The following is a 25,397-nucleotide window of genomic DNA, read 5'->3' on the forward strand; positions in this document are numbered from 1 at the left end:
CGCTTGATGATCGCACCAGGGTCGGGTCGCTGTTGCTGTCACGAGTCTAATGCGAGGTTTTCTCATTTGTCGTCCCCTCATCCGGGGGTGGTGCCGTCAGGTCCAGTCGGCGGACTCCCCGACGGGCGCCGCCGGATTGCCGGCGACGATGACCCCCGGCGGCACCGAGCGGGTGACCACGGAGCCCGCCGCCACGACGGCCCCGTCGCCGAGCGAGACGCCCTTCAGGATGAGCGCGCCGGTTCCGATCAGCACGTGCTCGCCGATCACGATCGGAGCGGTGTGCTGCCGCACCGTGCCGTCGGGCGCGGTGATGCGGTGGAAGTCGGTGTCGAGGATCTGGGCGTCCCACGAGACCTGCGTTCCGGCCCCGAGGGTCACACCCGACTCCACGTTCACGATGCTGCGGGCGCCGATCGCGCTGCCGCGTGCCAGCCGCAGCGTCGCGCCGGCGCCGACCCAGACGCGTGCCCCCTTGCGAACGGCGCATCCGCGCTCGAGCGCGTAGACGCCCGGACCGCCGAGCCGGACGCCCGACCCGATTCGCGCTCCCGGATGCCCGCGGACCACACCGCGGGCGAGCTCGGTGTAGCGACGAAGCCGACCGCGGAGAGTCATGAGGCATTCCTAGCAGAGTCGGGTTCGGCAGGGGCCGCACCGCCGGAGCGGGCCGCGAGCTCGTCGCGAACGAGCCGGCGACCGTCTCGGAGCGCTCGCAGCGCCGCCGAGAACGGCCGCAGCGAGTGCAGGAACTGGCGGCGGCCGCCCTGGAGCAGGATCTCCCAGGCCACCGCGTTCGCGGTGCGCTGCCAGGCGAGCAGGTCGTCCGTCGACAGATTGCGGGCCGCGAACAGCAGACGGTTGCGGATGTTGAAGTAGTAGTACCCGTTCGACTTCGCCGGCGAGGCGTGCGCCTCACCGGTCTGCTGGGTGCCGCCCTCGGCGTGCACGCACACGGCGTCGTCGAGCACGGCCAGCTCGCCGCCGGATGCCAGCACGCGGTGCGAGAGGTCGACATCCTCCCAGTACAGGAAGTAGTCGTCGGCGAATCCCCCGACCCGATCCCAGAGCTCGGCGGAGACCGCCAGACACGCGCCGCTCAGCCAGGGCTCGGCACGCCGGGCCGCCGGCTGCGGGCGTTTCGCGGCGGAGCTCATCCGGCCATCGACGAGCGAGACGTCCGCTCCCGCGAACCACGTGGAGCCGTCGGGGCGCAGCACGCGCGGAGACACCAGCGTGAGGCGGTGCGCGGCGACCGCGGCGAACAGCCGCTCGGCGTCGACGGGCTCGATCACGGCATCCGGATTCAGCAGGAGGAACCGCTGCGCGCCGCGTTCGGCGGCGTGGGCGACCCCCGCGTTCACACCGAGCCCGAATCCGAGATTGGTGTCGGGGAGCACCGTCTCCCACCCCTCGGCGTGCGCGATCCTGGTCAGTTCGCCACGCTCGTCGGGTGTGCTCGCGTTGTCCACCACGACGACGATGAGACCGTCGGCTGCCCGGGAGAGCCTGGTCAGGTTCTGCTCGAGCAGCGCGGCGGACGCGTAGTTCACCACGACGACGGCGCAGCCCGCGAAGGGCGCGTGCTCTGGCATAGACTTCCGCTCTGACGATCGAGGGGGTGCACTGTGCAACCGGATGAGCCGGTGAGAGTGACCATAGCCGTGCCGACGTTCCATCGTCCAGCCGAGCTCGCCACTCTGCTCCCGATGCTGCTCGCGCACGCCGACAGCGCCGCGCGGCTGCGTGGCCCCGCCTTCACCGCCGACGTGCTGGTCGTCGACAACGATCCGCAGGGAAGCGGTCGCGACGCGGCGGTGGCGATCGGCGACCCGCGCATCCGCTCCGTCGTCGAACCGCACCCGGGGATCTCGGCCGTGCGCAACCGCGCGCTCGACGAGGCGGCCGGCTCCCGGCTGCTCGCGTTCATCGATGACGACGAGCACCCCCACGACGGCTGGCTCGAGCACCTCCTCGCCACCTGGGTCGCGGCGGACGAGCCCGCCGCGGTGGCCGGGCGCGTCGTCGCCTCGTTCGCGGGGCCGCTCGACCCCTGGCTCGAAGCCGGCGCCTTCTACGTCCGGCGGAGCATGCCGACCGGCAGCAGCATCGACGTCGCCGCCGCCGGCAATCTGCTGCTCGACCTCGATCAGGTGCGGGCCGCCGGCGTGCGGTTCGCCGACGACCTCGGCCTCAGCGGAGGCGAGGACACCCTGTTCAGCCGCCAACTCCACGCCGCGGGGAGGCGCATGGTCTGGTGCGACGAGTCCGCGATCACCGACCTGGTGCCGCTCGACCGGATGACGCGCCGCTGGGTGCTCAAACGCGCCTGGAGCCACGGGAATTCGGCGAGCGTGCTGCGCATCCGGCTCTCCGGAGGAGGACTCAAGGCCGTCACCGCACGGATCACGAGCGTGGTCGGCGGAGCGGTGCGCATCGTCGCGGGCGCGCTGCGCTGGGCGTTCGGGATGATCACCCGTTCGCTTCGCCATCAGGCTCGCGGCGCGCGTGCCATCTGGCGGGGCGGCGGCATGGTCTCCGGCGCCGCCGGCGTCGTCTACCAGGAGTACGCCAGAAAGGACGTGACCGCGTGAGCGCGAGAAGCACCGTCGCCGGAGCCGTTCGCCGGGCCACGGCGTTCGCCGGGACCGTCATGGAGGTTCGCACCGACGCGCCCGAGTTCGTGCTGACCTACGACGACGGCCCCATCGCCGGCACCACCGACCGCCTGCTCGACGTGCTGGCGGAACGGGGAGCGACGGCGACGTTCTTCGTGCTCCTCACCCGCGTGCGCGCCGACCCCGGACTGCTTGCCTCCGTGGTGGATGCCGGCCACGAGGTCGCCCTGCACGGCGTCGACCACCGCGATCTCACGACGCTGCCGCTCGACGAGGTCGGCCGCAACCTGAGCGACGGGCGGCGCGAGCTCGAAGACCGCACGGGTCGTCCCGTGCGCTGGTTCCGGCCGCCCTACGGACACCAGACGTACCGGGTGTGGAGGCGCATCCACGCCGAGGGGCTGACGCCGGTGCTCTGGGGACCGACGACGGGCGACTCCCGACGCGGCGTCACGCAGGCCGACCGCGTCGCCTCTGCCCTGTCGGGCGCTCGGCCGGGCGCCATCCTGCTCGCCCACGACGGGTATGCGGATGCGACCGACCGCGTCGACGACGGTCCGGCACCCGAGGTCGACCGGGTCGAGCTGCTCTCGCTCGTCCTCGACGGGTTCGCCGAGCGCGGCCTGCGTGCGCGTTCCCTCGGCGACGCCCTGGTCGCCGGGACTCCGCGGCTGGAGGGCCGCTTCACGCGCTGACGCTGTGGGCCGCACCCGGCGCCGCACGTTCGGCCTCCGCAGACGGCCCGCGCGTTCAGCGGCGGCGTAGCAGCGCGATCGCCCTGCGGTAGGCGGCGACGTGCGCGCGACCGGCGTCGTCCCATTCGCGGCGCGAGAGGTCAGGGCGCTCACCCTGGGGGATGTCCTCCGCAGCGGCGAGCGCCGCCTCGAGGTGTGCTCCCGTCAGGTCGCCGTCGTACCGGCTCACCCAGCGCTCGCCCACCTCGGCGGCGAGCATCCGGTTGACGTCGTTGTCGGGCACGAGCACCGGCCGGTCGAGGGACAGAGCCGACAGCGCGCCGCCCGAGTTGTGCATCTCGCGGTAGGGCAGCACGACGAGCTCGGCCGCGGTCACCGAAGAGACCAGCTCGGCGTCGCTGAGGAACGCGAAGTGCAGGGCGATCCGCGGGTCGTCGGCGGCGAGTGCGCGCAGTTGCGCCACGAGGTCGTCGCTCGACGGCTTGCCACCGACGGTGAGCGTCGCGTCCGCCGACCCCACGCTCCGGAACGCGGCGAGCAGCGCGTCGACGCCCTTGTAGCGGCGGATCAGCCCGACGTACGCCAGTCGCTCCGGCACACGCGGCGACCGCTCGAAGGGCTGGTACCACCCGCGGTAGTGACCGTGCACGATGGTCTCGAACGGCGCGCCCTCCGGCAGCGGAGTGAGCGGGTTGAGCCGGATGCGCAGCGTGGTGCGCCGGTCGATCACCCGGAGCAGCCAGCGCTCCCGCCGCGAGATCCCGTCGGGCAGGTCGAGGTTGTGCACCGTGCGCACGATCGGGGTGCGCGTGACGGCGAGCTTGCCGACGAGCAGCAGGGTCAGCGCCTGACGCACCAGCTTCTTCAACGGGCTGTGCCCCGAGACGAGGATCTCGGGCCAGTGGACGTGGAAGACGTCGAAACGCCGCGTGAGCGCATTGCGCCAGCTGAAGGTGCGCAGCTCGACACCAGGGAGCTCCTTGATGCTGTCCCGCAGCATCACGAGGTAGGGATTGGTCGTGGGCCGGGGCTCGGGGAACGACTGCTGCACGATCAAACCGGCCATCGCCTCCCCCTCGTCGTCGCGCTCCATCTTGCCCCGCCTGCGGCGGCGAGGCGAGGCCCCTGCTCCTCACGCGCCCTGAAGTGGGGGCGCAGTGCGGTGACCACCCGGCTAAGATACATGAGTAAGTCTCAACAAGAGGCACCCGTACGACGGAGGCCGGGCTCGGCGCGTGAGGGACGCGCCCCGCGCAGCCGTCGACCCGACCGCGGAAGTGTTGCCACATGCGAGTTCTCGTTCTCTGGGCCGATGACGCGTCGCCCAATCTCGGCGTGCGCGCCCTGGGGTCCGGTACGGCCGAGCTCGTGAGACGTGTGTGGCCGGATGCCGAGGTCACCTTCCAGAACTACGGACGGCGCGTGCCCCAACTGCCGATCGGCCGCGTGCGCTCGCTCGTCAAGGAGCGCGTGCTCGGTCGGGCGGGAATGCAGAAGTGGCTCGCCGGTTTCGACCTCGTGATCGACACCCGCTCCGGAGACAGCTTCGCCGACATCTACGGCACCCGTCGGCTGGTCGTCATGTCGACCGTCGCCGAGTTCGCCACGCAGGCCGGCGTCCCCGTCGTGCTCGGCCCGCAGACCATCGGCCCCTTCGACAGTCGATCCGGGCGTGCGATCGGCCGGCACTCGCTGCGCCGGTCCGCCCTGGTGATGGCGCGCGACTCGGCCAGCGCCGGCCAGGCGGGGGAGCTCGGGCGGGCGCCCGACGTCCTCACGACCGACGTCGTCTTCGCGCTCCCCCGGCCCGACGTCCCCCGCACCCGCGACGTCGTCTTCAACATCTCCGGCCTGCTCTGGTACGCGAATCCTCACGTCGACTCGGTGGCATACCGCGACACGGTCACCCGGCTCTACCGGTCTCTCGCGGCGGACGACCGCAGGGTGACCCTGCTGGCTCACGTGCTGGACTCCGACAACCCCGACTCGGACATCGCGGCGATCCGGGAATTCTCCTCCACGGTCGCTCCCGACGCGGAGATCGTCTTCCCGACCGGGCTCGACGACGTGCGCGAGACGGTCGCGTCGGCAGAGGTCGTCATCGGATCCCGCATGCATGCCTGCCTCAACGCGCTGTCCGTCGGAACGCCGGCGATCCCGCTCGCCTATTCGCGCAAGTTCTCTCCCCTCCTCAACGACCTCGGCTGGACCCACACGGTGGATCTCCGCACCAGCGACGATCCGGTGACCGCCGCGCTCGAGGAGCTCGCCTCCCCGACGCTTCGCGCAGACGCCGCGGCCCTGGTCGAGCGCGCACACGCCACGCTCGCGGTGGCCGAGGACGCGCTCCGGGAGGTCGCATGACCACCGGGATCGAGCAGTCGGCGGCACTGAGCCCTGCGGCCGCGCAACTCGACGCGGCGATCGCGCGGGTCGTCGCCTCCGGCAACTGCTCGGGATGCGGGGCCTGCGCCCTGCTCGACCCGGGCCTGGAGATGCGGATGTCCCCCGACGGCTTCCTCCGGCCGACCCGCGTCTCGCCTGCTCCGGCCGACGCCACCGTCGCGGCCGACCTCGCTGACGCGGCCGACGTCGGCGATGTCGCCCAGGTGGCCGACGTCGCCGACGACGCCGTGCGCCGTTTCGACGCGGCGTGTCCCGGCGTGACCGTGTCGGCGGCACGGCCGCCCGGTTCGACGCGTCACCCGACCATGGGGCCGGTGGTCCGCGCCTGGAAGGCCTGGGCGACCGACTCGGACATCCGGCATCGGGGATCCAGCGGCGGCGCGCTCACGGCGATCGCCGCCTGGCTGCTCGAGACCGGGCAGGCGGCCCGGATGGTCGGCGCGACGGCGGACAGCAGCGAGCCCCGCCGCACCGTCAGCGTCACCATCATGTCCCGCGCCGACGCCGTCGCCGCGGCGGGCTCCCGGTACGCCCCCACCGCGAATGCGGCTCAGCCCGCTGCTCTGCAGAACGGCTCGGTGTTCGTCGGCAAGCCCTGCGAGGCATCGGCCATACGCTCCCTGGTCGGCTCCCGTCCCGCGGCCGCGGCCGCGGAAGCAGGCGGCGACCCGGTCATCCTGTCGTTCTTCTGCGCCGGCACGCCCAGCCAGCATGCGACGGATGCGCTGGTGTCGTCGCTCGGCGTCGGCGCTGACGAGCCGCTGGCCGACCTCTGGTATCGCGGGCGGGGGTGGCCCGGCCGGTTCACCGCGGTGCGGCGCGACGGCGCCTCCGTCGACGCCAGCTATGACGAGTCGTGGGGCTCGACGCTCGGGCCCTCCGTGCAATGGCGCTGCAAGATCTGCGCCGACGGAGTGGGCGAGAGCGCCGACATCACGGCCGCCGACTTCTGGCGCGCCGATGCCCACGGGTATCCCGTGTTCGCCGAGGGGGCCGGCCGCAGCGCGCTGATCGCCCGCACCGAACGCGGCTACGAGATCGTGCTGCAGGCCGTCGAGGCAGGGGTGATCTCGGTCACTCCGATGGACATCGACGATCTCGCAGCAGTTCAGCCCCTGCAGACCACGCGCAGGAGCACCCTCGCCGGCCGGCTGGTCGGTTCGCGCCTCGCCGGCGGACCGGTTCCGTCGTTCCGCGGGTTCGGTCTGCTCGTGCTCGCCGTCGGACGCCTGCGCGAGACCGTGAGGATGGCACGGGGAACCTACCAGCGCCGCAAGCGGGCGGCGCCGTGACCGACCGGCGCTCGGTTCGGGCCGGCCGTCACCGCGCCGGTGAATCGGCGTCCGCTCTTGCCGAGTCGGACGCCTCGCCGGTGACCCCGCCGATCGATCCAGAGACCATCGGCGACGCCGCCGACTTCGCCGGAGCGACACCCGCCGAAGAGGTCTCGACCGAGTTCGCCGAGCTCTCCTCAGCCGCGCTCGCGGCGGACGGCCCCGCGGTCGACTCGAGCGGCGGCGGCACCGGCGGCACCGGCGGCACCGGGCCGGTCGCACCGAGGCTCGGGACCCAGGCGGCGCGCGGCGCTGCCGTGACCCTCGCCGCCCAGGGCGGCAAGGTGCTCGTCCAGGTCGTCTCGGTGGTGGTGCTGGCCCGCCTCCTCAGCCCGCACGAATACGGTCTCATCGCGATGGTCCTCGCGATCATCGGCATCGGCGAGCTGTTCCGCGACTTCGGCCTGTCGTCGGCCGCGATCCAGGCGACCACCCTCAGCCGCGGACAGCGCGACAACCTGTTCTGGGTGAACGCGGCCATCGGCCTGGTGCTCTCCGTCCTCGTCTTCTTCGGCGCCGGGCTGATCGCCGCAGCGTTCGGTCAGCCGGAGCTGGTGCCGATCTCCCACGCGCTCTCCCTCACGTTCCTCATCAACGGCCTGGGCACGCAGTACCGTGCCGATCTCGTGCGCCGCCTGAAGTTCTCCTCGGTCGCCGCCGCCGACATCATCGCGCCGGCCGTTGCACTCGCGGTGGCGATCGGCGGTGCGCTGCTCGGCTGGGGCTACTGGGCGCTGGTGGCGCAGCAGCTCGGCCAAGCACTGGTTCTGCTGATCGTGCTCGTCACCGCCGCCGGATGGCTCCCCCGGCTCCCGCGCCGGGGCGAGCCGATCGGCGCCTTCCTCGCGTTCGGGTGGAACATGCTCGCGTCGCAGCTGGTGAGCTACATCAGCAACAACGTGGACAACATACTGGTGGGCGTCCGGTTCGGGCCTGCCTCGCTCGGTCTGTACAGCCGGGCGTTCCAACTGCTGATGACGCCGCTGAACCAGGTGCGCATCCCGCTCACCACGGTGGCCCTGCCGGTGTTCTCGCGCTTGAAAGACGAGCGCGAGCGCTTCGCCGACTGGCTCTGCCGCGGGCAGCTCGCTCTGGGCTACACGATCGTGGCCGGGCTCGCGCTGGTCGCCGGAGCGGCGGAGCCGGTGACCGAACTCCTCCTCGGGCAGCAATGGCTCGACGCGGCCCCCATCCTGCGTCTCTTCGCCATCGCGGGCATCTTCCAGATCCTCGCCTTCGTCGGCTACTGGGTCTACGTGGCGCGCGCCCTCACCGGCGACCTGTTGCGCTACTCGCTGGTGAGCGCGGCGATCAAGATCGTCTGCATCGCGATCGGGTCGTTCGGCGGGGTGCTCGGGATCGCCATCGCCTACGCCATCGCCCCGGCGATCTCGTGGCCGATCTCACTGTGGTGGCTCTCGCGACGCACGAGCATCCCGACCGCACGGCTGTACGCGGGCGCCGGACGGGTGCTCGCACTCGCCGCCCTCGCCGCGGGAGCAGCCGGAGGATCCGCCTGGCTCTCCGGAGAACTGCCTGCGGTCGTGCAAGTGGTGGCCGCCGCCCTCGGCTGCGCCGCCGTGTACGCGCTCGCGGCTCTCGTCATCCCCGTGGTGCGGCGCGACCTCGCGGGAGTGCTCGCGGCCGCACGCATGGTCCGCCGGCACTGACCGTGCCGCCCGCAACGAGGCCGGAACGCCGGGAACGACGAAGACCGGGAGGCACCGCCTGAGCGGCGACCTCCCGGTCTTGGTGCGCTAGGTGCGCTGGGTACGTGCTACTTCGTCGACCAGGCGCCGAGCTGGCGGACGCCGGCCGGCTTGCCCGTGAGGGCGGCCGTGGCAGCGGTCACCGGCTGGGCGATCGTCGCAGCAGCGGCACCGATCGTCGGGACGAGCTGGGTGATGCCGCTCAGCACATCCGAACCATCGACGGCGCGGGACGAGCGGTCCTGACCGGTCGCCGCGGTGAACTCGGCGAGCGAGTTGTACACGGCGGGGTTGCCGGCGCCGCGCGACCAGATCACGGCCCAGGTGGGAAGCGACGCGCTGGAACGCTGGTAGACGTTCCCGTTCATCGTGATCCCCATCTGCGCGGCCGAGTGCTCGTGGCTGTAGTCCTCGACGGCCAGCACGGCGTTGCCCGCGCTCTTCGCCATGACGTTGTTGACGACGCTGACGTTGCCTGTGATCCAGGTCATCGTCGGGTCGGGCAGCGACTGCCGCGGGTCGTGACCTGCGGTGGAGAGCTGGCTGGCGCGGCGGGTGCCCTGAACGATGTTGATGTCGCGGGCATTGCCGGTGATCGTGTTGTTGTGGATCTGCACACCGTTGGTGTCGCTGACCAGGACGCCCACGATGCCGTTGTTGGCGATCACGTTGTTCGCGATGGCGAACTTGGCCGAGATCTCGGCGATCACGGCGTTACCCGAGTTGCCGATGACGTCGTTGTTGGCGACGCTCGCGTTGTACACCGACTCGTCGAACCACAGCGCGTTGCCCGCGTTGGCGAGGAAGTTGCTGTTGACGACACTCACGTTGCGCGAGCGGGCGACCTTGAGTCCGCCCGACACGGGAGCGCGGTTGAAGTGCTCGGTGTTGTTGTTCGCGGCCAGCATTCCGGAGACCTTGAGGCCGTCGGCGTAGGTCGCGGTGGCACCGAGCAGGCCGTTGCGGGCGACGGTGACGTTGGTGACGGTGTTGTTCACAGCGCCGATCGCGAGGCCGGTGGTGGAGTTGTCGGTGATCGACAGGTTCTCCAGCGTCGCGCCGGCGGCGTAGACCTGCAGCGCGCCCATGTCGGGAACCGACGGAGCGTAGCGGCGCACGCCGAAGCCGCGCAGCGTGCTGCCGTCACCGAGAACGGTGAACGCCTTGACGGTGTCGCTCGACTGCACCTGCTTGCCGGTCGGGTTGGACCCGATGACGAGCTGCTTGGCGGCGGTGTCGACGAAGAACGTTCCCGCCTTGACCGCTGAACGCGAGCCGACCTGGTTGAGGGCGGTCCCATCGATCCAGATCTGGTCGGGGTGAGCGGCCATCGGGTAGGCGGGGTTCACGAACGCCCAGCCGTCCTCGGTGCCGTCGGGGGCACCGCGGGTGTAGGTGGGGCTGTCGTCGAAGTCGACGTTCCAGCCGCCGGCGACCCAGGTCGAACCGGACTGGGTCCAGTTGCTGACGGTGCGGCTGCCGTCGAACCAGACGGCTTCCTTCGGGAAGGCCTGGATCGTCAGCTTCTTGCCACGAGGAATCAGGATGGTCTCGTGGTAGGTGCCGGCGCGGAGCACGATGGTCGATCCGCTCGGAGCGGCGTCGACGGCGTGCTGCACGGTCTTCCACGGAGTCGACTGCGTGCTGCGGGCGACGGCGTCAGAACCGGCGGGGGCGACGAAGTACGCTCCGCTCGGCACGGCGTAACTGGTGGTTCCGACGGCCGCGGAACCGGTCGCGGCGCGAGCCGTCGACTGGTCGATGGTGGCGTCGCCACCCGTCTGCGGGGTGGTCGGCTGCGTCGGCTGGGTGGGCTGCGTCGGCTGCGCCGGCTCGGTCGGCTGCGCCGGAGTCGTCGGCGGGGCGGTCGGAGTGGCCGGCGGCGTGGGAGTCGTCGTCGGCGGGGTGACCGGCTGCGTCGGCTTCCCGGGCTGCACGGCCTTCAGCGAGTAGGCCGAGACGTTGTCGAACGAGACACGCGTAGCCGCGCTGCTGCTCGAGACGTAGGTCCACAGGCCGACGGCACCGGAGCCGACGAGCTTCTTCGCGCTCGAATCGCTCGCGGTGAGCTGCCAGTCGGGCATGGTCTTCGTCGAGAGCCAGGCGCGGGCGCTGGTCGTGACGGTGTCGGTGCCGGTGACCCGGAAGTCGACGGAGATCTTCTGCCCGGGCGTGACGCCCTGAGTGATCAGCTTCTCGCCACCGAGGACGGTCTGATCGGCAGTCGATCCGTTGACGCGGGAGATGGAGAGCAGAGCGTTCGCGCGGGAGTCCACGCGCACGGTCGCCTGGTAATAGGAGCCCTTCGCCGACCGGAGCTGGACGCCGGCGTACACGCCGTATCCGGAGGTCGGGATGGAGGGGACGCTGATGACGGTCGACGCGTCGGCATCCGTGGCCGTGGCCGACGGAAGGGATGCGCTGAGCGATGCGCCCGGGCGGGGGACGGCGGCGACGCCGGTCGCACCGTCGGCCGAGAAGGCCTGGGCGCTGTTGACCGTGTATGCGCCGCCGACGGGGGCGACGCCCCAGCCGTTCTTCTGCACGCGGTTCAACGTGTCGGAGACGATCTGCTTGTCGTTCTGATACGTGACCGGTGCAGCATTCGCGGCAAGGGCGGGAAGGCCGAACGCAGCGATCGCCGCGGCGGTGACGCCGGCGGTGATGCCGAATCCGATTCGGCGGTTGTTTTTTGTTGGGGGTGTGAGGCGGTGAGCGGGCTGACGGACCATAAGGGAGTGTCTGTCCAATGCTTTCGTCGTTGAGGGGGCGGAACAGTAGGTGAGACCAACGACTACTGAATTTCTGCAGGCGACGCTATCAGAGAGCGCGACCATATTGCCAACGTAACTCTCCAGCTTAGCGCTGGGAACACCTTGCGCCTATAACGATTTACCCCCCTTTCGGGTGAGCATCCGGCGGCGAAAACCCCTGTTCACGCGCCGAACGGCGAGCTGTTCGGACGCGACAAGTATTCAGGATGCCGCGTCGTGTGCGCTAGGTTCCGCACACCCCCCTTCCCAGGGCCCTTCCAGCTTCGGCAGGACCTCGCGGCGCGGACGTCCAGCACAATGGGGACATGTCATCCGACCCGTTTCGCATTCTCGCCGTGTGCACCGGCAACATCTGCCGATCCCCCGCGACCGAGTTGCTGCTGGCGGCCGGCCTCTCCGATGACCCGCGATTCGACGTGAGCTCGGCCGGCACCCACGCCATGGCCGGCTGGCCGATCTCCCCGCCGATGGACGAGCTGCTGGCCGATCTCGGCATCCCGAGCGACCGCTTCACCGCCCGGCAGGCGACCCGGTCGCTGCTCGCCGGATCCGACCTCATCCTCACCGCGACGCGCGAGCACCGCGAGTGGGTCGTCGGCGAGCAGCCGCGCGCCCTCCGGCGGGTGTTCACCCTGACCGAGTTCGCCGACGCCGTGCGCGATCACGGCGACACGAGCGGCACGCGCGGCATGTCAGCCGCGGAGCTCGTCGCGTGGGCGGCGGCGAACCGCCCGAGCGCGCGCATCGCCGACCTCGGATCCGTCACCCGGCGCGGATATCTGGAGGGCGACATCCTCGATCCGTACGGGCGGGGACGCGCCGCGTATCACGCGTCTCTCGCCCAGATCGAGCCCCTGACCGCGTCGATCGGGAGGGCGTTGCGCGCGTCACGATGAACTCCGGGTGACCGGCGGGCGAATCATGAGTGACAAATACTCATTTACGGGCCAGAATAGGTGAGCAAACCTCAACCCGTTAAAGGAGTAGCCCGTGACCCGACGCGTCGGCTATGCAGCGGGGGCGTTCGATCTGTTCCACATCGGACACCTCAACATCTTGAAACACGCCAAGAGCGAGTGCGACTACCTGATCGCCGGTGTCGTCTCCGACGAGATGCTCCGGCTGACGAAAGGGATCGAACCCGTCATCCCGCTCGCCGAGCGGCTGGAGATCGTCTCGCACATCTCGTTCGTCGACGAGGCGGTCGCCGAGACCGTCCCCGACAAGCTCGACACCTGGCGCGAACTGCGATTCGACGTCTTCTTCAAGGGCGATGACTGGCGCGGCACCGAGAAGGGGCTGCGCCTGGAGCGCGAGTTCGCCGAGGTCGGCGTCGAGGTCGTGTATTTCCCGTACACGATGAGCACGTCGAGCACGACCCTTCGCCGCGCACTCGACGCGCTCAGCGCGTCCGCTGCTCCCGAGCGCCTCGAGGCCGCGGCGCACTGACCGTCTGTACGCAATTGAGTCCTGTACGCAATCGAGTCCGAAGTTGCTGCCCCCGACACGCCGGACTGGGGTGCAAGAAGTTCGGACTCGATTGTAGTCAGGCGGGGAACTCGACCCCGCCGACCAGCACGAGCGCACGCGGTGGCGCCGCTACGAGCGCCTCAGGGACGTTCTGCGCGTCGACCAGCACGATGTCTGCGGGCGCGCCGACCACCAGGTCGTGAACGGGCCTGCCGACGAAGCCGGCGGCGTCGCTCGTCGCGAGGCGCACGGCCGCGGTCAGCTCGTCGTCGCGGCGGGCGCCGCTGAGCTGCGCCAGCCGCGTCGCCAGGCGCAGGAGGTCGCCGTCGCCGTACGGACCCCAGAGATCGCGGATGCCGTCCGTTCCCAGCCCGACCGGGATGCCCGCCTCCCGGAGCGCTCCGAGCGGCAGCCGGGGCGCATTGATCGGCGCGACGGTCGTGAGCGAGACGCCCGCCTCGCGCATCCCGTCGATCAGCTGCTGCTGCCATGCAGCGGAGAGCTCGCCGATCGCGAAGCCGTGAGCCACGTTGACGCGGCCGGCGAGTCCCGTCGCACGGGTGCGCTCGATGATGAGCTCGTACTCGAACGCCCCGAGCTCCCCGCCGTCGTGCAGGTGGATGTCGATCCCCACGCCGCGCCGGTCGGCGATGTCGAACAGGGCGTCGAGCTGGCCGACGGGGTCACGGTCGATCGATGCGGGATCGAGGCCGCCGATGTGCTCGGCTCCCTCGGCGGCCGCCCGGTCGAGCAGGTCGAGCACGCCGGGACGCCGCAGCACGCCGTCCTGGGGGAACGCCACGATCTCGAGCGCGACCGGGACGCCGAGCGACGCGACGGCCTCGCGCACGATCCGGATGCCGTCGAGCCCGACGCCGAGGTCCACGTCGACGTGCGAGCGGAAGGCCGTCGTCCCCTGCGCCACCAGGGCGCGTAGCAGGGCCGACGTGCTGGCCACGCTCGGGATGCCCAGCTCGTCGCGGTGGGCGCGCTCGTGCGCGATGCGCCCCTGCGTGGTCGCCTCGCCGCCGTACGGCACCCACGGCCGGCCCCACCAGCTCTTGTCGAGGTGCGCGTGCGCGTTGACGAACCCGGGGAGCGCCAGCATTCCGTCGCCCTCGATGAACTGCGTGCCGGGGTCGCCCGAGAAGGTCTCCGCGGCCGCATAGTCGGTCTCGACCGCATCGACCGCGACGATGCGGCCATCGGCGATCCTCAGATCGGAGGCGGCGCCGCCCCACGGGCGCACGTTGCGGAGGACCGTCTGCATCGGCGTCACCTACGCGAACCGGTCGGTCGCCTCGATGAGCGCGTCCAGGATGCCCGGCTCGTCGAAGGCGTGACCCGCATCGGGGATCATCCGGAACTCGGCCTCCGGCCACGCCCGGTGCAGGTCCCAGGCGGTCATCGGCGGCGTGCACGCGTCGTAGCGGCCCTGCACGATGACGGCGGGGATGCCGCGGAGCTTCTCCGCGTCGCGGATGAGCTGCCCCTCCTCCCACCAGCCGCCGTGCATGAAGTAGTGGTTCTCGATGCGCGCGAAGGCGACCGCGTACTTCTCCTCGGTGAACGACTCCACGACATCCGGACGCGGGAGCAGCGTGATCGTCGACGACTCCCAGCGCGACCAGGCGACAGCGGCCGGACCGTGCACCGCGGGATCCGGATCGTTCAGCAGCCTGCTGTACGCCCGGATGAGGTGCCCGCGCTCGGCCTCGGGGACCGGCTCGAGGAACCCTTCCCAGAGGTCGGGGAAGAGCGCGGCGGCGCCGCCCTCGTAGAACCACTCGAGCTCGACGCGACGCAGCGTGAAGATGCCGCGCAGCACCAGCTCGGTCACGCGATCCGGATGCGTCTCGGCGTACACGAGCGCGAGCGAGCTCCCCCACGAGCCGCCGAAGACCATCCACCGCTCGACCCCGAGGTGCTCCCGCAGCTTCTCGATGTCGGCGACGAGGTGCCACGTGGTGTTGGTGCTCAGGTCGGCATCCGGGTCGCTGGCGTGGGGCAGGCTTCGCCCGCAGTTGCGCTGGTCGAAGAGCACGATGCGGTACTTCTGCGGGTCGAAGGCCCGGCGCTGGTTGGGTGTGGTGCCGCCGCCGGGACCGCCGTGCAGGAACACGACGGGCTTGCCGTCGGGGTTGCCGCTCGTCTCCCAGTAGATCTGCTGGCCGTCACCGACGTCGAGCAGGCCGGAGGCGTACGGTTCGATGTCCGGATAGAACGTTCGCATCCCTCGACACTACGGCCGGCGCTCCCCGCACGGCTAGAGCGATGCTGCCGGCACCGAGAACGTGTCGCACGCCTTCGCGCCGGAGCCGAAGCCCCGCGTGAACCACGCCTGCCGCTGGGCGCTCGAGCCGTGGGTCCAGGTGTCCTGCCGCACCTGTCCGCCGGATGCGCTCTGGATGCGGTCGTCCCCGACGGCCGACGCCGCGTTCAGCGCATCCGCGATCTGCGCTTTCGTGATCGGCTGCAGGAAGCGCACCCCGTTCGGGCTGGTGGTGCTGGAGGCGGCCGCCGCCCAGGCGCCCGCGAAGCAGTCGGCCTGCAGCTCGAGCCGCACGCTGTCGGACGCCGCACCGGTGGCCTTGCTCGGGTGGTCGGTCATGATGCCGCCGATGTTCTGGATGTGATGCCCCCACTCGTGCGCGACCACGTACATCTCGGCCAGCGGACCACCGCTCGCTCCGAACTGGCTGCGCAACTGGTCGTAGAAGGCCGTGTCGACGTAGATGGTCTCGTCGGGCGGGCAGTAGAACGGGCCCGTCGAGCTGGAGGCCGCGCCGCATCCGGTCGTCGTCGACCCGGTGAACAACTCGAACCCGGGCGAATGGTACGCACCGCCGAGCGCCGGCATCTCCGAAGTCCAGTACGTCTCCAGCGAAGCCGCGGCGCCCTTCATCCGGCAGTCGATGTTCGCGTTCGCGTCGGCGCCGGTCAAGCAGGTCTCGAGCTGGTCGCCCGTGCCGATCTGCTGGGTCTGGCCCTGCGTGCCACCGCCGGCGAGTTGGGTGAGGTCGACTCCGAGCAACTGGGAGACGAGGAAGATCAGCACCGCTCCGACGCCGACACCTCCCGCCGCGATCCCGGCGGTGCGCCCGCGTCGTCTGACTTTGCCGCCGCTGATGTCGGCGTTCGGATCGAACGTCATGCACGCCACCGTAGTCTCACAGCGGAGCATCCGGAACGGGGCCGGAGTCACGAAAGACGCACGGAATCCGCCCGAGGATGAACGGATGCCGCGGCATAGGCTGACGCTATGAACGCCGCCACGGAATCCACTCGAACGCCCGTCACCGTGACCGTCACCGGTGCGGGCGGCCAGATCGGCTACGCCCTGCTCTTCCGCGCCGCCTCCGGCCAGCTCCTCGGGCACGACGTCCCGGTGAACCTGCGTCTCCTGGAGATACCGCAGGGCCGTGCCGCGGCCGAGGGGACGGCCCTCGAACTGCAGGACGGCGCGTTTCCGCTCGTCTCCTCGATCACCGTGACCGAGGATGCGACGGCCGCCTTCGACGGCGTGAACATCGCCCTGCTCGTCGGCGCCCGGCCGCGCGGGCCAGGTATGGAGCGGTCCGATTTGCTCGAGGCGAACGGTGCGATCTTCGGACCGCAGGGGGCCGCGATCAACGCGGGCGCGGCATCCGATGTGCGGGTTCTCGTGGTCGGGAACCCGGCCAACACCAACGCGCTGATCGCGAGTGCGCACGCTCCGGATGTGCCGGCCGAGCGGTTCACCGCGATGACCCGGCTCGATCACAACCGCGCCGTCGCGCAGCTCGCGGCCAAGCTCGGCGTGCCCGTCTCGGCAATCGACGGACTGATCGTCTGGGGCAACCACTCGGCGAGCCAGTATCCCGACATCTCGCACGCCACGGTGCACGGTCGCCCGGTGACCGACCTCGTCGACGAGGACTGGCTGGCGCACGAGTTCATCCCCCGCGTGGCCAAGCGCGGCGCCGAGATCATCGAGGTGCGCGGCTCGTCGAGCGCGGCCTCGGCGGCGAGCGCCGCCATCGACCACGTGCACGACTGGGTCAACGGCACCGGAGAGCGCTGGACGTCGGCCGGTGTGGTGTCCGACGGCTCGTACGGGGTCCCCGAGGGGCTCGTCTCCTCGTTCCCGGTGCGGTCGGCCGGCGGCGCCTGGGAGGTCGTGCAGGGCCTCGACATCGACGCGTTCTCGCGCGCCCGCATCGACGCGTCGGTCGCGGAACTCGTCGAGGAGCGCGACGCCGTGCGCGCCCTCGGCCTGATCTAGGCGGGCGACGACGAAGGGTCCCGACGCGCCGGCTCACCGGAATGGTGACGGCGTGCCGGGACCCCTCGATCGCGCTAGCGCTTCTTGGTCTTGAGGGACTTCTCGTCGACGGGCGCGGTGCCGTTCGCGCGCTGCTCGGCGTAGTACGCGCGGGCCTCCGACTGACGCTCGGCCTCGGCACCCGTGGCGATCTTCGCGCGCACCAGCTCCGGGCCGTAGCCGAAGGCGTCGACCAGGTCGACAGCGTGCGGCCGGATGCGCGTGATCAGCCGGTCGATGTAGGCGGTCACCGCCTGAGCGCGCTGCGGCGACAGGCGACCGTGGATGAGGTACCAGGCCGCGTGCTTCTCGATCAGCCCGAAGCCGAACAGGTCGCGCAGCCAGGTGAGCACCTGGCGCGTACCGGCGTCCGTCGTGTTCTCGAGCGCATCGGTGAACGCCTCCCACTGCAGCAGCTCGGCGTGCGCCCTGGCGGCCTCGATGAGTTCGTTCTGCTGCGAGTTGAAGAGGTCGGCCGCGGCCTTCTTGCTCAGCTTGGAGGCCGAACGGAGCCGGCCGCCGATCTCGCCGATCATGGTCGCGACACGGTCGGTGAGCAGCTCGCGCTGCGTGCTCGGCTCCTGCAGCCAGTTGACCGCACGGGCGGTCGAGCCGAAGTCCTTGACTGTCTGGGCCACGCTGCGCAGGCCGGTTCCGTGGTAGGCCTTGCCCGCCGCCTGCGTGACGACGTAGCGGGCGAGCGCTCCCGCATCCGCCTTGGCGAACTTGCGGCTGAAGTCGGTCAGCAGGCGCTTGGCGACGAGCTGCAGCAGCACGTTGTTGTCGCCCTCGAACGTCACGTAGACGTCGAGGTCGGAGCGCAGCGAGGTGAGCCGGTTCTCGGTGAGGAAGCCGGCGCCGCCGCAGGCCTCGCGGGCCTCCTGCAGCGTGTCCAGCGCGTGCCAGGTCGAGAGGGGCTTCAACGCCGCGGCGATCGTCTCGAGATCCTGACGATCGGCGTCCGTGTCGGTGCGGCCGCTGAAGACGTCGTCGAACTTGTGCAGGAAGACCTCGTGCGCGAACCCGGCCGCGTAGGTCGTCGCGAGAAGCGGGAAGAGCCGGCGCTGGTGGCGCTGGTAGTCGAGGATGACCTCCTCGTCGGAGTCGCTGCCCGCGGTGAACTGACGGCGCTCGCTGCCGTACGTGATCGCGATCTTGAGGCCGATCTTCGCCGCGTTCACGGCGGAGCCGTCGAGCGACACACGACCCTGCACGAGGGTGCCGAGCATCGTGAAGAAGCGGCGTCCCGGGCTGTCGATCGACGAGCTGTAGGTGCCGTCCTCCGCCACGTCGCCGTACTTGTTGAGCAGGTCGGTGCGGGGGATGCGCACGCCGGTGAAGTGCAGCCGGCCGTTGTCGATGCCGTTCAGGCCGCCCTTGAGGCCGTCGTCCTCTCCGCCGATGCCCGGCAGGAACGCGCCGTCGGCATCGCGGATCGGCACGTAGAAGGCGTGCACGCCGTGGTTCACGCCCTTGGTGATGAGCTGCGCGAACACCGTGGCGGCGATGCCGTCCTTGGCAGCGTTGCCGAGGTAGTCCTTCCACGCCCCGCGGAACGGGGTGTCGATGACGAACTCCTGCGTCTCCGGGTCGTAGGTGGCGGTGGTCGCGACGCTCGCGACGTCCGAGCCGTGGCCGGTCTCCGTCATCGCGAAGGCGCCGGGCACGTCGAGCGACATGATGCCGGGCAGGTACTTCTTGTGGTGGTACTCCGTGCCGAGCTGCATGACGGCGGCGCCGAACAGGCCCCACTGCACACCCGACTTGATCTGCAGCGACGGGTCGGCTGCGACGAGCTCCTCGAAGCCGGCGATGTTGCCGCCGTTGTCCTCACCCCCACCGACGCTCTTCGGGAAGGCGCGGTGCACCTGGCCGTCCTCGACGAGCAGTTTGAGCTGCTCGAACGTGCGGGCCCGCTGGTCGGCGAGACTCAGTCCCTCCACCTTCTGCAGCTCGGGCCGGCTCGACAGGGCACGCGACGCGAGCCGGATGTCGGCCCAGTCGCCCAGCAGTTGGCGGCCGAGCGCCTCGACATCGACCTTCGGGGCCGGGCCGGCCGGTGCGGTGGTCGGCGTGGTGGCCTTCGGGCCCGCGGCGGATGCGGCGGACGTTGTGGACGTAGTGGACGACGGCGTGGTGCGCGCGGCGGTATCAACCATGAGCGTTCCTCTTCGATCTCGCGGGGGACCTCGTTACGCTACGTCCGCTCGCTGCGAACGCGAAGCCGTCGGTGTCCGGCCTACAAATCGCGATCGGCTGCGCCGCGGGCCGACTGTGGAATGCTCCAATTCGAGCACAGCCGGTTGTGCCCCTGTCCACAATCCGCAATACTTAACCATATGGTTGAGCTTTTGCAGCGGGACGTGGATGCGATCTTCCGCGCCCTTGCCGACCAGACCCGGCGCGACATCGTCGAGCGGCTGCGCGGCGGCGAGGCGACAGTCACCGCGCTGGCGCGACCGCATCCGATGAGCTTGGCCGCCTTCGTCAAGCACCTGGGGGTGCTGGAATCGGCCGGCCTGCTGACCAGCGACAAGCGGGGTCGCGAGCGCTGGTGCCGCCTGACTCCGGAGGCGCTCCGACCCGCCGAGCAATGGATGCGCACCTACGGCGAGTTCTGGAACGACCGCCTCGACGCGCTCGAGAACCATCTGGAGGAGAACCCGTGACCAGCATCGAACTCACTCGCACCCTCGCAGTCGATCGCGAGCGCGTCTGGCGCGCGTTCACCGAGGCCGACGACTTCGTGTCGTGGTTCTGGCCGCCGCGCTTCGAGAGCACGGGACGGATCGACGCCACGGTCGGCGGCGCCTGGAGCATCGCGTCCACGGTGACCGGGATGGGCGTCTCGGGCGTCTTCGCTGCGGTCGACGAGCCGGAGCGCCTGGTCTTCACCTGGAGGTGGGACGGCGACGACGAGGAGACGCTCGTCACGATCACCCTGCTGCCGGCGGCTGACGGAGGGACGCGGCTCACCGTGCTGCACGAGCGGTTCACAGACGACGAAGAGGCCCGGTCGCACGCCGAGGGATGGTCCGACTGTCTCGATCGGCTCGACTACCTCCAAACAACTGTTTGACAGTTGATGGCTCATCGGCCACACTGAGTCCGTGACCGACGACCGGAACGACCTGCGCGACCAGCGCGAGCTGCGGGATCTGCGCGTGCTCGCGCATCCGCTGCGCCTGCGGCTGCTGTCGCTGCTGGGCGGCGACGCCTACAGTGCCGCGGAGGCGGCCCGCGAGCTCGACGACAGCCAGGCGAACATCAGCTACCACCTGCGACGGCTGCACGAAGCGGGGCTGGTCTCCGTGGCCGAAGAGGTCGCCATCCGGGGCGGGCGGGCGAAGCGCTACCGGCACGACCCGACCAGCGCCGAGAGCATCGGGTCGGGTGACGGCGGTGTGGCGGCGCTCATGGGCGCGATGGCCGCGGAACTGGTGCGACGCGCAGCACTGTACGAGCAGGGCGGCGTCATCGCGTTCACGGATGCCGAGTTCTGGGTGGAGCCCGAGGCGTCGCGGGCGGCGGAGGAACTCGTCCGCGCTGCCGGTGTGCTGCTCGCCGACGCGGCACGGCCCGCGGGCTCCCCCGGCGCCGTTCCGGTCAGCGCGACACTCGCCTACTTCCAGTTGACGGCGGCACGATGACCGCCAGAACCGGCGAGCGCGAGTCCTACCTCGACGTCCTGCGGCTGCCGCACGCGCTGCGACTGATGGGGTCCGCGCTGCTCGGCCGCCTCAGCTACGCGACCGTCGGGCTCTCGCTCCTGCTGAGCGTGCAGGCCGCGAGCGGATCGTTCGCGGTCGCCGGCGCAGCGACCGGCGCGTTCGGCATCGTCAATGTGCTCGCCTCGCCGTGGCGGGCTCGAGCGGTAGACCATTTCGGACCGACGCGCGCGCTGATCGTGATGGCCGTCGTGTTCAGCGCCGTGCTGACGGCCACCGGCTTCGCGTGCCTCGCGAACGCACCGGATGCCGCGCTGGTCGCCCTGTCGGCGGCCGTCGGCCTCTTCGCCCCTCCGCTCGGGTCGACCATGCGCGTGATCTGGTCGACGCTCGCACCGAACCAGCGCATCCTGACCCGCGCCTACAGCCTGGACGCGGTCAGCGAGGAGGTCGTGTTCACGACCGGACCGCTCCTGGTCGGGCTGCTGGTGCTAGTGGCGAGCCCCGTCGTCGCGCTGTTCACGACGGCCGTGGTCGCCCTGGTCGGCACGGTGCTGTTCGCAACCGCGCCCGCCGTTCGCGCGCGCGGCCCGATGCGGGAGCCCCGGCAGGCGCATCAGCGGCCTCTGCGGCAGCGCGGGTTCGCGATCGTGCTGATCGCCCTCGTGGGCATCGGAGTCGTGCTCGGCACGGTCGAGACCGCGGTGCCCGCCTTCACGACGGAACATGCGTCGGCGGCGGTCGCGGGCATCCTGCTCGCGGTGATGTCGGCGGGCAGCGGCGTTGCCGGCCTCCTCTACGGACGTCGGTCGTGGGGGTCGTCGCTCGCGGCGCGGCTCATCGGGCTGAGCACGGCGCTCGCGATCGTCAGCGGGCTGGCGGCGTTCGCACCGACGACGGTGGTGCTCGGCGTGATCCTGCTGGGGGTCGGGGTGTTCCTCGCGCCGTCGATGATCACGGGCTATCTCCTTGCAGACGCGCTGACCGAGGAGAGCGTGCGCACGGAGGCGTCGACCTGGATCAACACGGCGGTGAACGCCGGTGCCGCGGTGGGCGCCGCACTGGCGGGGGTGCTGGTCGACCGCACGACGACATCGGTGGCGTTCGCGGTCGGAGCGGGTATCGCCGTGGCCGCCACGATCGTGGCGGGGACGCGCATCCGGATGCTGCGGGAGGCGTCGACGGCGGAGCGGCCGGCTAGCGCGTAGGGCACGTGGCAGCGCGTGGCCGCTCGTGGCCGCTCGTGGCCGCTGCCGGATGACAGCAGAAAGGCCCTCCCCGTGGGGAGGGCCTTCGCTGCGATCGGCTCGATTACGCCGCGCGGCGGGACGAGTCGCGCTCAGCGCGGCGGGCAGGACGCACCGGGGCGGCCAGCGCCGCCCGGGCCGCCGCAGCACCGCGGAGCTCGATGACCGTGCCCGACGCGATCTTCGCGTCGCGCTCGATGCGTGCACCGTTGCCGATCATCGCCTCGCGGCCGAGCTTCGCGTTGCTGCCGACACGCACTCCGCTGCCGATCCGCGTCCCGGGGCCGACGTGCACGTTCGCACCGATGAAGGTGCGGTCGCCCACGGTCGCACCCTGGTCGATCCAGCTGCCTGCTCCGACATACGCGTCGAGCCCGACGCGGGCGTCGGCTTCCACGTAGGCGGTCGCGTCGATGTAGGCGGACTCCGCGACGCGCGCAGTGGGTGCCACGAGTCCTCGCCCGTTCGCGTGCCTCTTGTACTTGATTACGGCGCCGGTCTCGTCCTCGAGTTCTTCAATCATCCTTGCCATCGCTGTCCTCCTTCGAGATCGTCGCAAAGCGGTTCATTTGGATAACGAGTAAGAGGGAAACAAAATTCCCTGGCTGCCTCGCAGAACGCGCACTGTACACCGTCGTATTCGTACCAGAACCCCGGTGCGGATCGGTGCACAATCGGTGTATGGAAGAACGCGAGATCCACTACTTCACCGACGCAGCGGAGTTCCGCGCCTGGCTCGCCGGACATCACGATTCGTCGACAGGGATCCGGCTCGCGGTCGCGAAGAAGGGCTCCGGTCACTCGAGCCCGTCGTACGCCGAGGCCGTCGATGTCGCGCTGTGCTTCGGCTGGATCGACGGGCGGCGCAACTCGCTGGACGACACGCACTTTCTGCAGCTGTTCACGCCGCGCACGCAGCGCAGTATCTGGTCGCAGCGCAACCGCGACCTCGTGGCGGCGCTCATCGCATCCGGCGACATGACGGAGGCAGGGATGCGCGAGGTGGAGCGCGCCAAGGCGGACGGGCGATGGGACGCCGCCTACCAGCGGGTCTCGGACAAGACGCTGCCCGATGACCTGGCGGAAGCCATCGCGGCGAACCCGGAGGCGGCGGCGTTCTTCGAGACCCTGACGAGCCAGAACCGCTTCGCCCTGATCTTCCGTGTCTCGAACGTCAAGCGCGCGGAGACCCGCGCCCGCCGTATCGCCGACTTCGTCGAGATGCTCGCCGCGCACGAGACCGTCTACCCGCAGGGCCCCGGCCCCGCCGGCCCTTCTCGTTGAAGGGCGGCGAACGCACCGTAACTCGCGGTCTCAGATGCGTTCGCCGCCCCTCGACGAGAGCTGGTCAGTAGCGCAGGCCGTGACCGAACCGGAAGAGCGGGTCAGCGGTGTCGAACGGCACATCGGGCCGGTTCGCACGCACGGCGTCCATCGACGACGGCAGCTCCATCGGCAGGTTGCCCTGCGGCTCTGCATCGCCGAACAGCACGTCGAGCAACGCCCGCGGGCTGGCGCCGAAGTCGCCGAGCAGGGCAGCGACCTCGCCGGCGAACGGGGTCAGGATGGCCGGGCGGTCGAGGAAGACCTCGACGACCGTCGGCACGGCGCGGGCGATCGCGAGCACCTCGTCCACGGCCTCCTGCGGGAAGTCCAGCGATCCGGCGTGGAAGAAGTTCTCGAACATGGTCGCCCGCTGCTCGAAGGGTGCGTGCAGGCGCACCAGCGCGACCTCCGCCTCCTCGGGCGTCGCCACGACGGTCGCGTACGCGGCCACCGCCTCCGGATCGAACCCGCGGACGAACACGCGGATGCCCCGGCTGAGCGGCAGCACCGGAGCCTCCGCGCCCTCGAGCGTGTGGTTCGCGAGCAGCGTCACCGCGGCCCGCTGAGCGGCCTCCCCCGCGGCCACGAATCCGTCGTTGCCCACGATCGCCGACGCGCGCTCGACATCGACGAACGGGGCGTCGAACAGCCCGAGCACGAACTTCTCACGGAGCAGGCGCCGCGCCGATACGTCGATGCGCTCCTCCGAGACCTCGCCGCTGCATACCAGGTCGACGAGCAGCTCCGGGATGGCTTCGCCGCCGAACTGGTCGGCGCCGGCATTCAGCACCTTCAGCATCCGCTCGCGCGTCGAGAGGTGCTCGACGCCCCATGCGCGTGCCGGGAACGGCTGGCCGCCGAGTTCCGCATCGCTGAGGAGTCCCCAGTCGGTGCAGACGATGCCGTCGAAGCCGTAGCGCTCGCGCAGTAGGCCCGTGATGATCGACTTGTTGAAGCCGAAGCCGACCTCCTCGTACTCGGTGCCGACGGGCATCCCGTAGTAGGGCATGATCTGGCTGGTGCCGGCCGCGAACGCCGCCTCGAACGGCTTGAGGTGCAATTCGAACTGGCCGCCCGGGTAGACCTGCTCGCGCCCATAGGCGAAGTGCGGGTCTTCCCCGTCTTTCTGCGGACCACCGCCCGGGAAGTGCTTGGTCATCGTCGCGACCGAGTCCGCGCCGAGCACGTCGCCCTGGAATCCCCGGATGTACGCTGCTCCGAGTCGCGAGGTGAGTTCCGGGTCCTCGCCGAAGGTCGCCATCTGGCGGGCCCAGCGCGGCTCGGTCGCCAGGTCGATCTGCGGGTGCAGCGCGACCCGGATGCCGACGGCCGTGTACTCCTGACGCGCGATGTCGCCGAACGTCTCGACCACCTCTTCCGAACCGATCGCGCCGAGACCCATCGTTTCGGGCCACTGCGAGAACGGCCCGGCGAGCATCGCGGCTCCCGGGTTCTCGCTGAACGAGTGGCGCGGGTCGGTGGAGAGCGTGACCGGGATGCCCAGACGCGTGCTCGCCGCCAGCTCCTGCAGCCGGTTGTGCCACTCGGCCATCTCCGCCGCGGTCTGCGCCGCACCGAACACGTTGTAGTGGGTCATGTGGCGCCGCTCGACCATCTCGACGGTCGGCGGGATTCCGAACATCGGGTTGGCCCCGGCGATCTCGCCGCCTTCACCGATCGTGATCATGGTCTGGAAGAACAGGCCGGCCTTCTCGTCCAGAGTCATCTGGCCGAGCAGGTTCTCGACGCGCTCCTCGACGGGCAGCGACGGATCGCGATACGTCGGATCGACCGGATCGGCCTCGGAATCGCCCTCAGCCGTCGGGGTTTCTTGGATGTTGGTCATG

Annotated in this window: 23 protein-coding genes; 13 read left to right on the forward strand and 10 right to left on the reverse strand. The window is 70.6% G+C overall.

Annotated features, from left to right (window positions below; genetic code table 11):
• Nucleotides 1-96: 96 nt before the first annotated feature.
• Both AC1DB1_RS14070 and AC1DB1_RS14075 read right to left on the reverse strand, forming a co-directional pair.
• A complete protein-coding gene (locus AC1DB1_RS14070; RefSeq protein WP_477201231.1) occupies nt 97-618 on the reverse strand; it encodes an acyltransferase in 522 nt (173 codons plus the stop codon).
• Nucleotides 615-1,595: a glycosyltransferase family 2 protein gene (locus AC1DB1_RS14075; protein ID WP_477201232.1), complete on the reverse strand. Its 981-nt coding sequence runs from the start codon at nt 1,593-1,595 to the stop codon at nt 615-617. The genes AC1DB1_RS14070 and AC1DB1_RS14075 overlap by 4 nt, the downstream gene beginning before the upstream one ends.
• A 51-nt stretch (nt 1,596-1,646) precedes the next feature.
• Here AC1DB1_RS14075 and AC1DB1_RS14080 point away from each other — a divergent pair, with 51 nt between their 5' ends.
• Together AC1DB1_RS14080 and AC1DB1_RS14085 are read left to right on the forward strand one after the other, a co-directional pair.
• Nucleotides 1,647-2,594, forward strand: a complete 948-nt coding sequence (locus tag AC1DB1_RS14080) for a glycosyltransferase family 2 protein (protein WP_477201233.1) — start codon at nt 1,647-1,649, stop codon at nt 2,592-2,594.
• Nucleotides 2,591-3,313, forward strand: a complete 723-nt coding sequence (locus tag AC1DB1_RS14085) for a polysaccharide deacetylase family protein (protein WP_477201234.1) — start codon at nt 2,591-2,593, stop codon at nt 3,311-3,313. The genes AC1DB1_RS14080 and AC1DB1_RS14085 overlap by 4 nt, the downstream gene beginning before the upstream one ends.
• Before the next feature lie 55 nt (nt 3,314-3,368).
• Here AC1DB1_RS14085 and AC1DB1_RS14090 read toward each other — a convergent pair whose 3' ends face one another.
• A complete protein-coding gene (locus AC1DB1_RS14090; RefSeq protein ID WP_477201235.1) occupies nt 3,369-4,406 on the reverse strand; it encodes a glycosyltransferase in 1,038 nt (345 codons plus the stop codon).
• Between the two features lie 194 nt (nt 4,407-4,600).
• Between AC1DB1_RS14090 and AC1DB1_RS14095 the strand changes: the two genes are divergently transcribed.
• The 3 genes from AC1DB1_RS14095 to AC1DB1_RS14105 are packed head-to-tail and all read left to right on the forward strand — an operon-like array spanning nt 4,601 to nt 8,723.
• Nucleotides 4,601-5,677: a polysaccharide pyruvyl transferase family protein gene (locus AC1DB1_RS14095; RefSeq protein ID WP_477201236.1), complete on the forward strand. Its 1,077-nt coding sequence runs from the start codon at nt 4,601-4,603 to the stop codon at nt 5,675-5,677.
• Entirely contained in the window at nt 5,674-7,011 is a 1,338-nt protein-coding gene (locus tag AC1DB1_RS14100; RefSeq protein WP_477201237.1) for a Coenzyme F420 hydrogenase/dehydrogenase, beta subunit C-terminal domain, read from the forward strand. The genes AC1DB1_RS14095 and AC1DB1_RS14100 overlap by 4 nt, the downstream gene beginning before the upstream one ends.
• Nucleotides 7,008-8,723, forward strand: a complete 1,716-nt coding sequence (locus tag AC1DB1_RS14105) for a lipopolysaccharide biosynthesis protein (protein WP_477201238.1) — start codon at nt 7,008-7,010, stop codon at nt 8,721-8,723. The genes AC1DB1_RS14100 and AC1DB1_RS14105 overlap by 4 nt, the downstream gene beginning before the upstream one ends.
• Before the next feature lie 107 nt (nt 8,724-8,830).
• Here AC1DB1_RS14105 and AC1DB1_RS14110 read toward each other — a convergent pair whose 3' ends face one another.
• Nucleotides 8,831-11,494, reverse strand: coding sequence for a right-handed parallel beta-helix repeat-containing protein (locus AC1DB1_RS14110; RefSeq protein ID WP_477201239.1), 2,664 nt, complete (start codon nt 11,492-11,494; stop codon nt 8,831-8,833).
• Nucleotides 11,495-11,841: 347 nt separating this feature from the next.
• Here AC1DB1_RS14110 and AC1DB1_RS14115 point away from each other — a divergent pair, with 347 nt between their 5' ends.
• Both AC1DB1_RS14115 and AC1DB1_RS14120 read left to right on the forward strand, forming a co-directional pair.
• The gene (locus AC1DB1_RS14115; protein WP_477201240.1) at nt 11,842-12,432 is read left to right on the forward strand and encodes an arsenate reductase/protein-tyrosine-phosphatase family protein; all 591 of its coding nucleotides are present in this window, start codon (nt 11,842-11,844) and stop codon (nt 12,430-12,432) included.
• Nucleotides 12,433-12,526: 94 nt separating this feature from the next.
• Nucleotides 12,527-12,985, forward strand: a complete 459-nt coding sequence (locus AC1DB1_RS14120; protein WP_271176087.1) for an FAD synthase family protein — start codon at nt 12,527-12,529, stop codon at nt 12,983-12,985.
• 97 nt (nt 12,986-13,082) lie between these two features.
• Here AC1DB1_RS14120 and AC1DB1_RS14125 read toward each other — a convergent pair whose 3' ends face one another.
• Genes AC1DB1_RS14125 through ypfJ form a run of 3 tightly spaced genes read right to left on the reverse strand, consistent with a single transcriptional unit; the run spans nt 13,083 to nt 16,160 of the window.
• On the reverse strand, nt 13,083-14,276 hold the full coding sequence (locus AC1DB1_RS14125) for an amidohydrolase (protein WP_477201241.1): 1,194 nt from the start codon (nt 14,274-14,276) through the stop codon (nt 13,083-13,085).
• A 9-nt stretch (nt 14,277-14,285) separates the two neighbouring features.
• Entirely contained in the window at nt 14,286-15,239 is a 954-nt protein-coding gene (pip, locus tag AC1DB1_RS14130) for a prolyl aminopeptidase (RefSeq protein WP_477201242.1), read from the reverse strand.
• A 33-nt stretch (nt 15,240-15,272) separates the two neighbouring features.
• Complete coding sequence (gene ypfJ / locus AC1DB1_RS14135) at nt 15,273-16,160, reverse strand: KPN_02809 family neutral zinc metallopeptidase (RefSeq protein WP_271176090.1); 888 nt, start codon at nt 16,158-16,160, stop codon at nt 15,273-15,275.
• A gap of 108 nt (nt 16,161-16,268) precedes the next feature.
• On the opposite strand from ypfJ, the gene AC1DB1_RS14140 reads away from it, so the two are divergent.
• Nucleotides 16,269-17,270 carry a malate dehydrogenase gene (locus AC1DB1_RS14140; protein ID WP_477201243.1) on the forward strand — a complete coding sequence of 334 codons (1,002 nt, stop codon included), beginning with the start codon at nt 16,269-16,271 and terminating at the stop codon, nt 17,268-17,270.
• A gap of 74 nt (nt 17,271-17,344) precedes the next feature.
• Here AC1DB1_RS14140 and AC1DB1_RS14145 read toward each other — a convergent pair whose 3' ends face one another.
• Nucleotides 17,345-19,468, reverse strand: a complete 2,124-nt coding sequence (locus tag AC1DB1_RS14145; protein WP_477201244.1) for an acyl-CoA dehydrogenase family protein — start codon at nt 19,466-19,468, stop codon at nt 17,345-17,347.
• A gap of 180 nt (nt 19,469-19,648) precedes the next feature.
• Between AC1DB1_RS14145 and AC1DB1_RS14150 the strand changes: the two genes are divergently transcribed.
• Genes AC1DB1_RS14150 through AC1DB1_RS14165 form a run of 4 tightly spaced genes read left to right on the forward strand, consistent with a single transcriptional unit; the run spans nt 19,649 to nt 22,185 of the window.
• A complete protein-coding gene (locus AC1DB1_RS14150; RefSeq protein ID WP_271176093.1) occupies nt 19,649-19,978 on the forward strand; it encodes an ArsR/SmtB family transcription factor in 330 nt (109 codons plus the stop codon).
• On the forward strand, nt 19,975-20,388 hold the full coding sequence (locus AC1DB1_RS14155) for an SRPBCC family protein (protein ID WP_477201245.1): 414 nt from the start codon (nt 19,975-19,977) through the stop codon (nt 20,386-20,388). The genes AC1DB1_RS14150 and AC1DB1_RS14155 overlap by 4 nt, the downstream gene beginning before the upstream one ends.
• A gap of 31 nt (nt 20,389-20,419) precedes the next feature.
• A complete protein-coding gene (locus AC1DB1_RS14160) occupies nt 20,420-20,959 on the forward strand; it encodes a helix-turn-helix domain-containing protein (RefSeq protein WP_477201246.1) in 540 nt (179 codons plus the stop codon).
• Nucleotides 20,956-22,185 carry an MFS transporter gene (locus AC1DB1_RS14165; RefSeq protein ID WP_477201247.1) on the forward strand — a complete coding sequence of 410 codons (1,230 nt, stop codon included), beginning with the start codon at nt 20,956-20,958 and terminating at the stop codon, nt 22,183-22,185. The genes AC1DB1_RS14160 and AC1DB1_RS14165 overlap by 4 nt, the downstream gene beginning before the upstream one ends.
• A gap of 103 nt (nt 22,186-22,288) precedes the next feature.
• Here the strand turns inward: AC1DB1_RS14165 and AC1DB1_RS14170 are convergent, their stop codons facing one another.
• The gene (locus AC1DB1_RS14170; RefSeq protein ID WP_477201248.1) at nt 22,289-22,756 is read right to left on the reverse strand and encodes a DapH/DapD/GlmU-related protein; all 468 of its coding nucleotides are present in this window, start codon (nt 22,754-22,756) and stop codon (nt 22,289-22,291) included.
• Between the two features lie 149 nt (nt 22,757-22,905).
• On the opposite strand from AC1DB1_RS14170, the gene AC1DB1_RS14175 reads away from it, so the two are divergent.
• On the forward strand, nt 22,906-23,508 hold the full coding sequence (locus tag AC1DB1_RS14175; protein WP_477201249.1) for a YdeI/OmpD-associated family protein: 603 nt from the start codon (nt 22,906-22,908) through the stop codon (nt 23,506-23,508).
• A gap of 64 nt (nt 23,509-23,572) precedes the next feature.
• Here AC1DB1_RS14175 and AC1DB1_RS14180 read toward each other — a convergent pair whose 3' ends face one another.
• Entirely contained in the window at nt 23,573-25,396 is a 1,824-nt protein-coding gene (locus AC1DB1_RS14180) for a glycoside hydrolase family 3 protein (RefSeq protein WP_477201250.1), read from the reverse strand.
• Nucleotide 25,397 lies beyond the last annotated feature (1 nt).

This window comes from Leifsonia sp. 10N434, assembly GCF_056394405.1.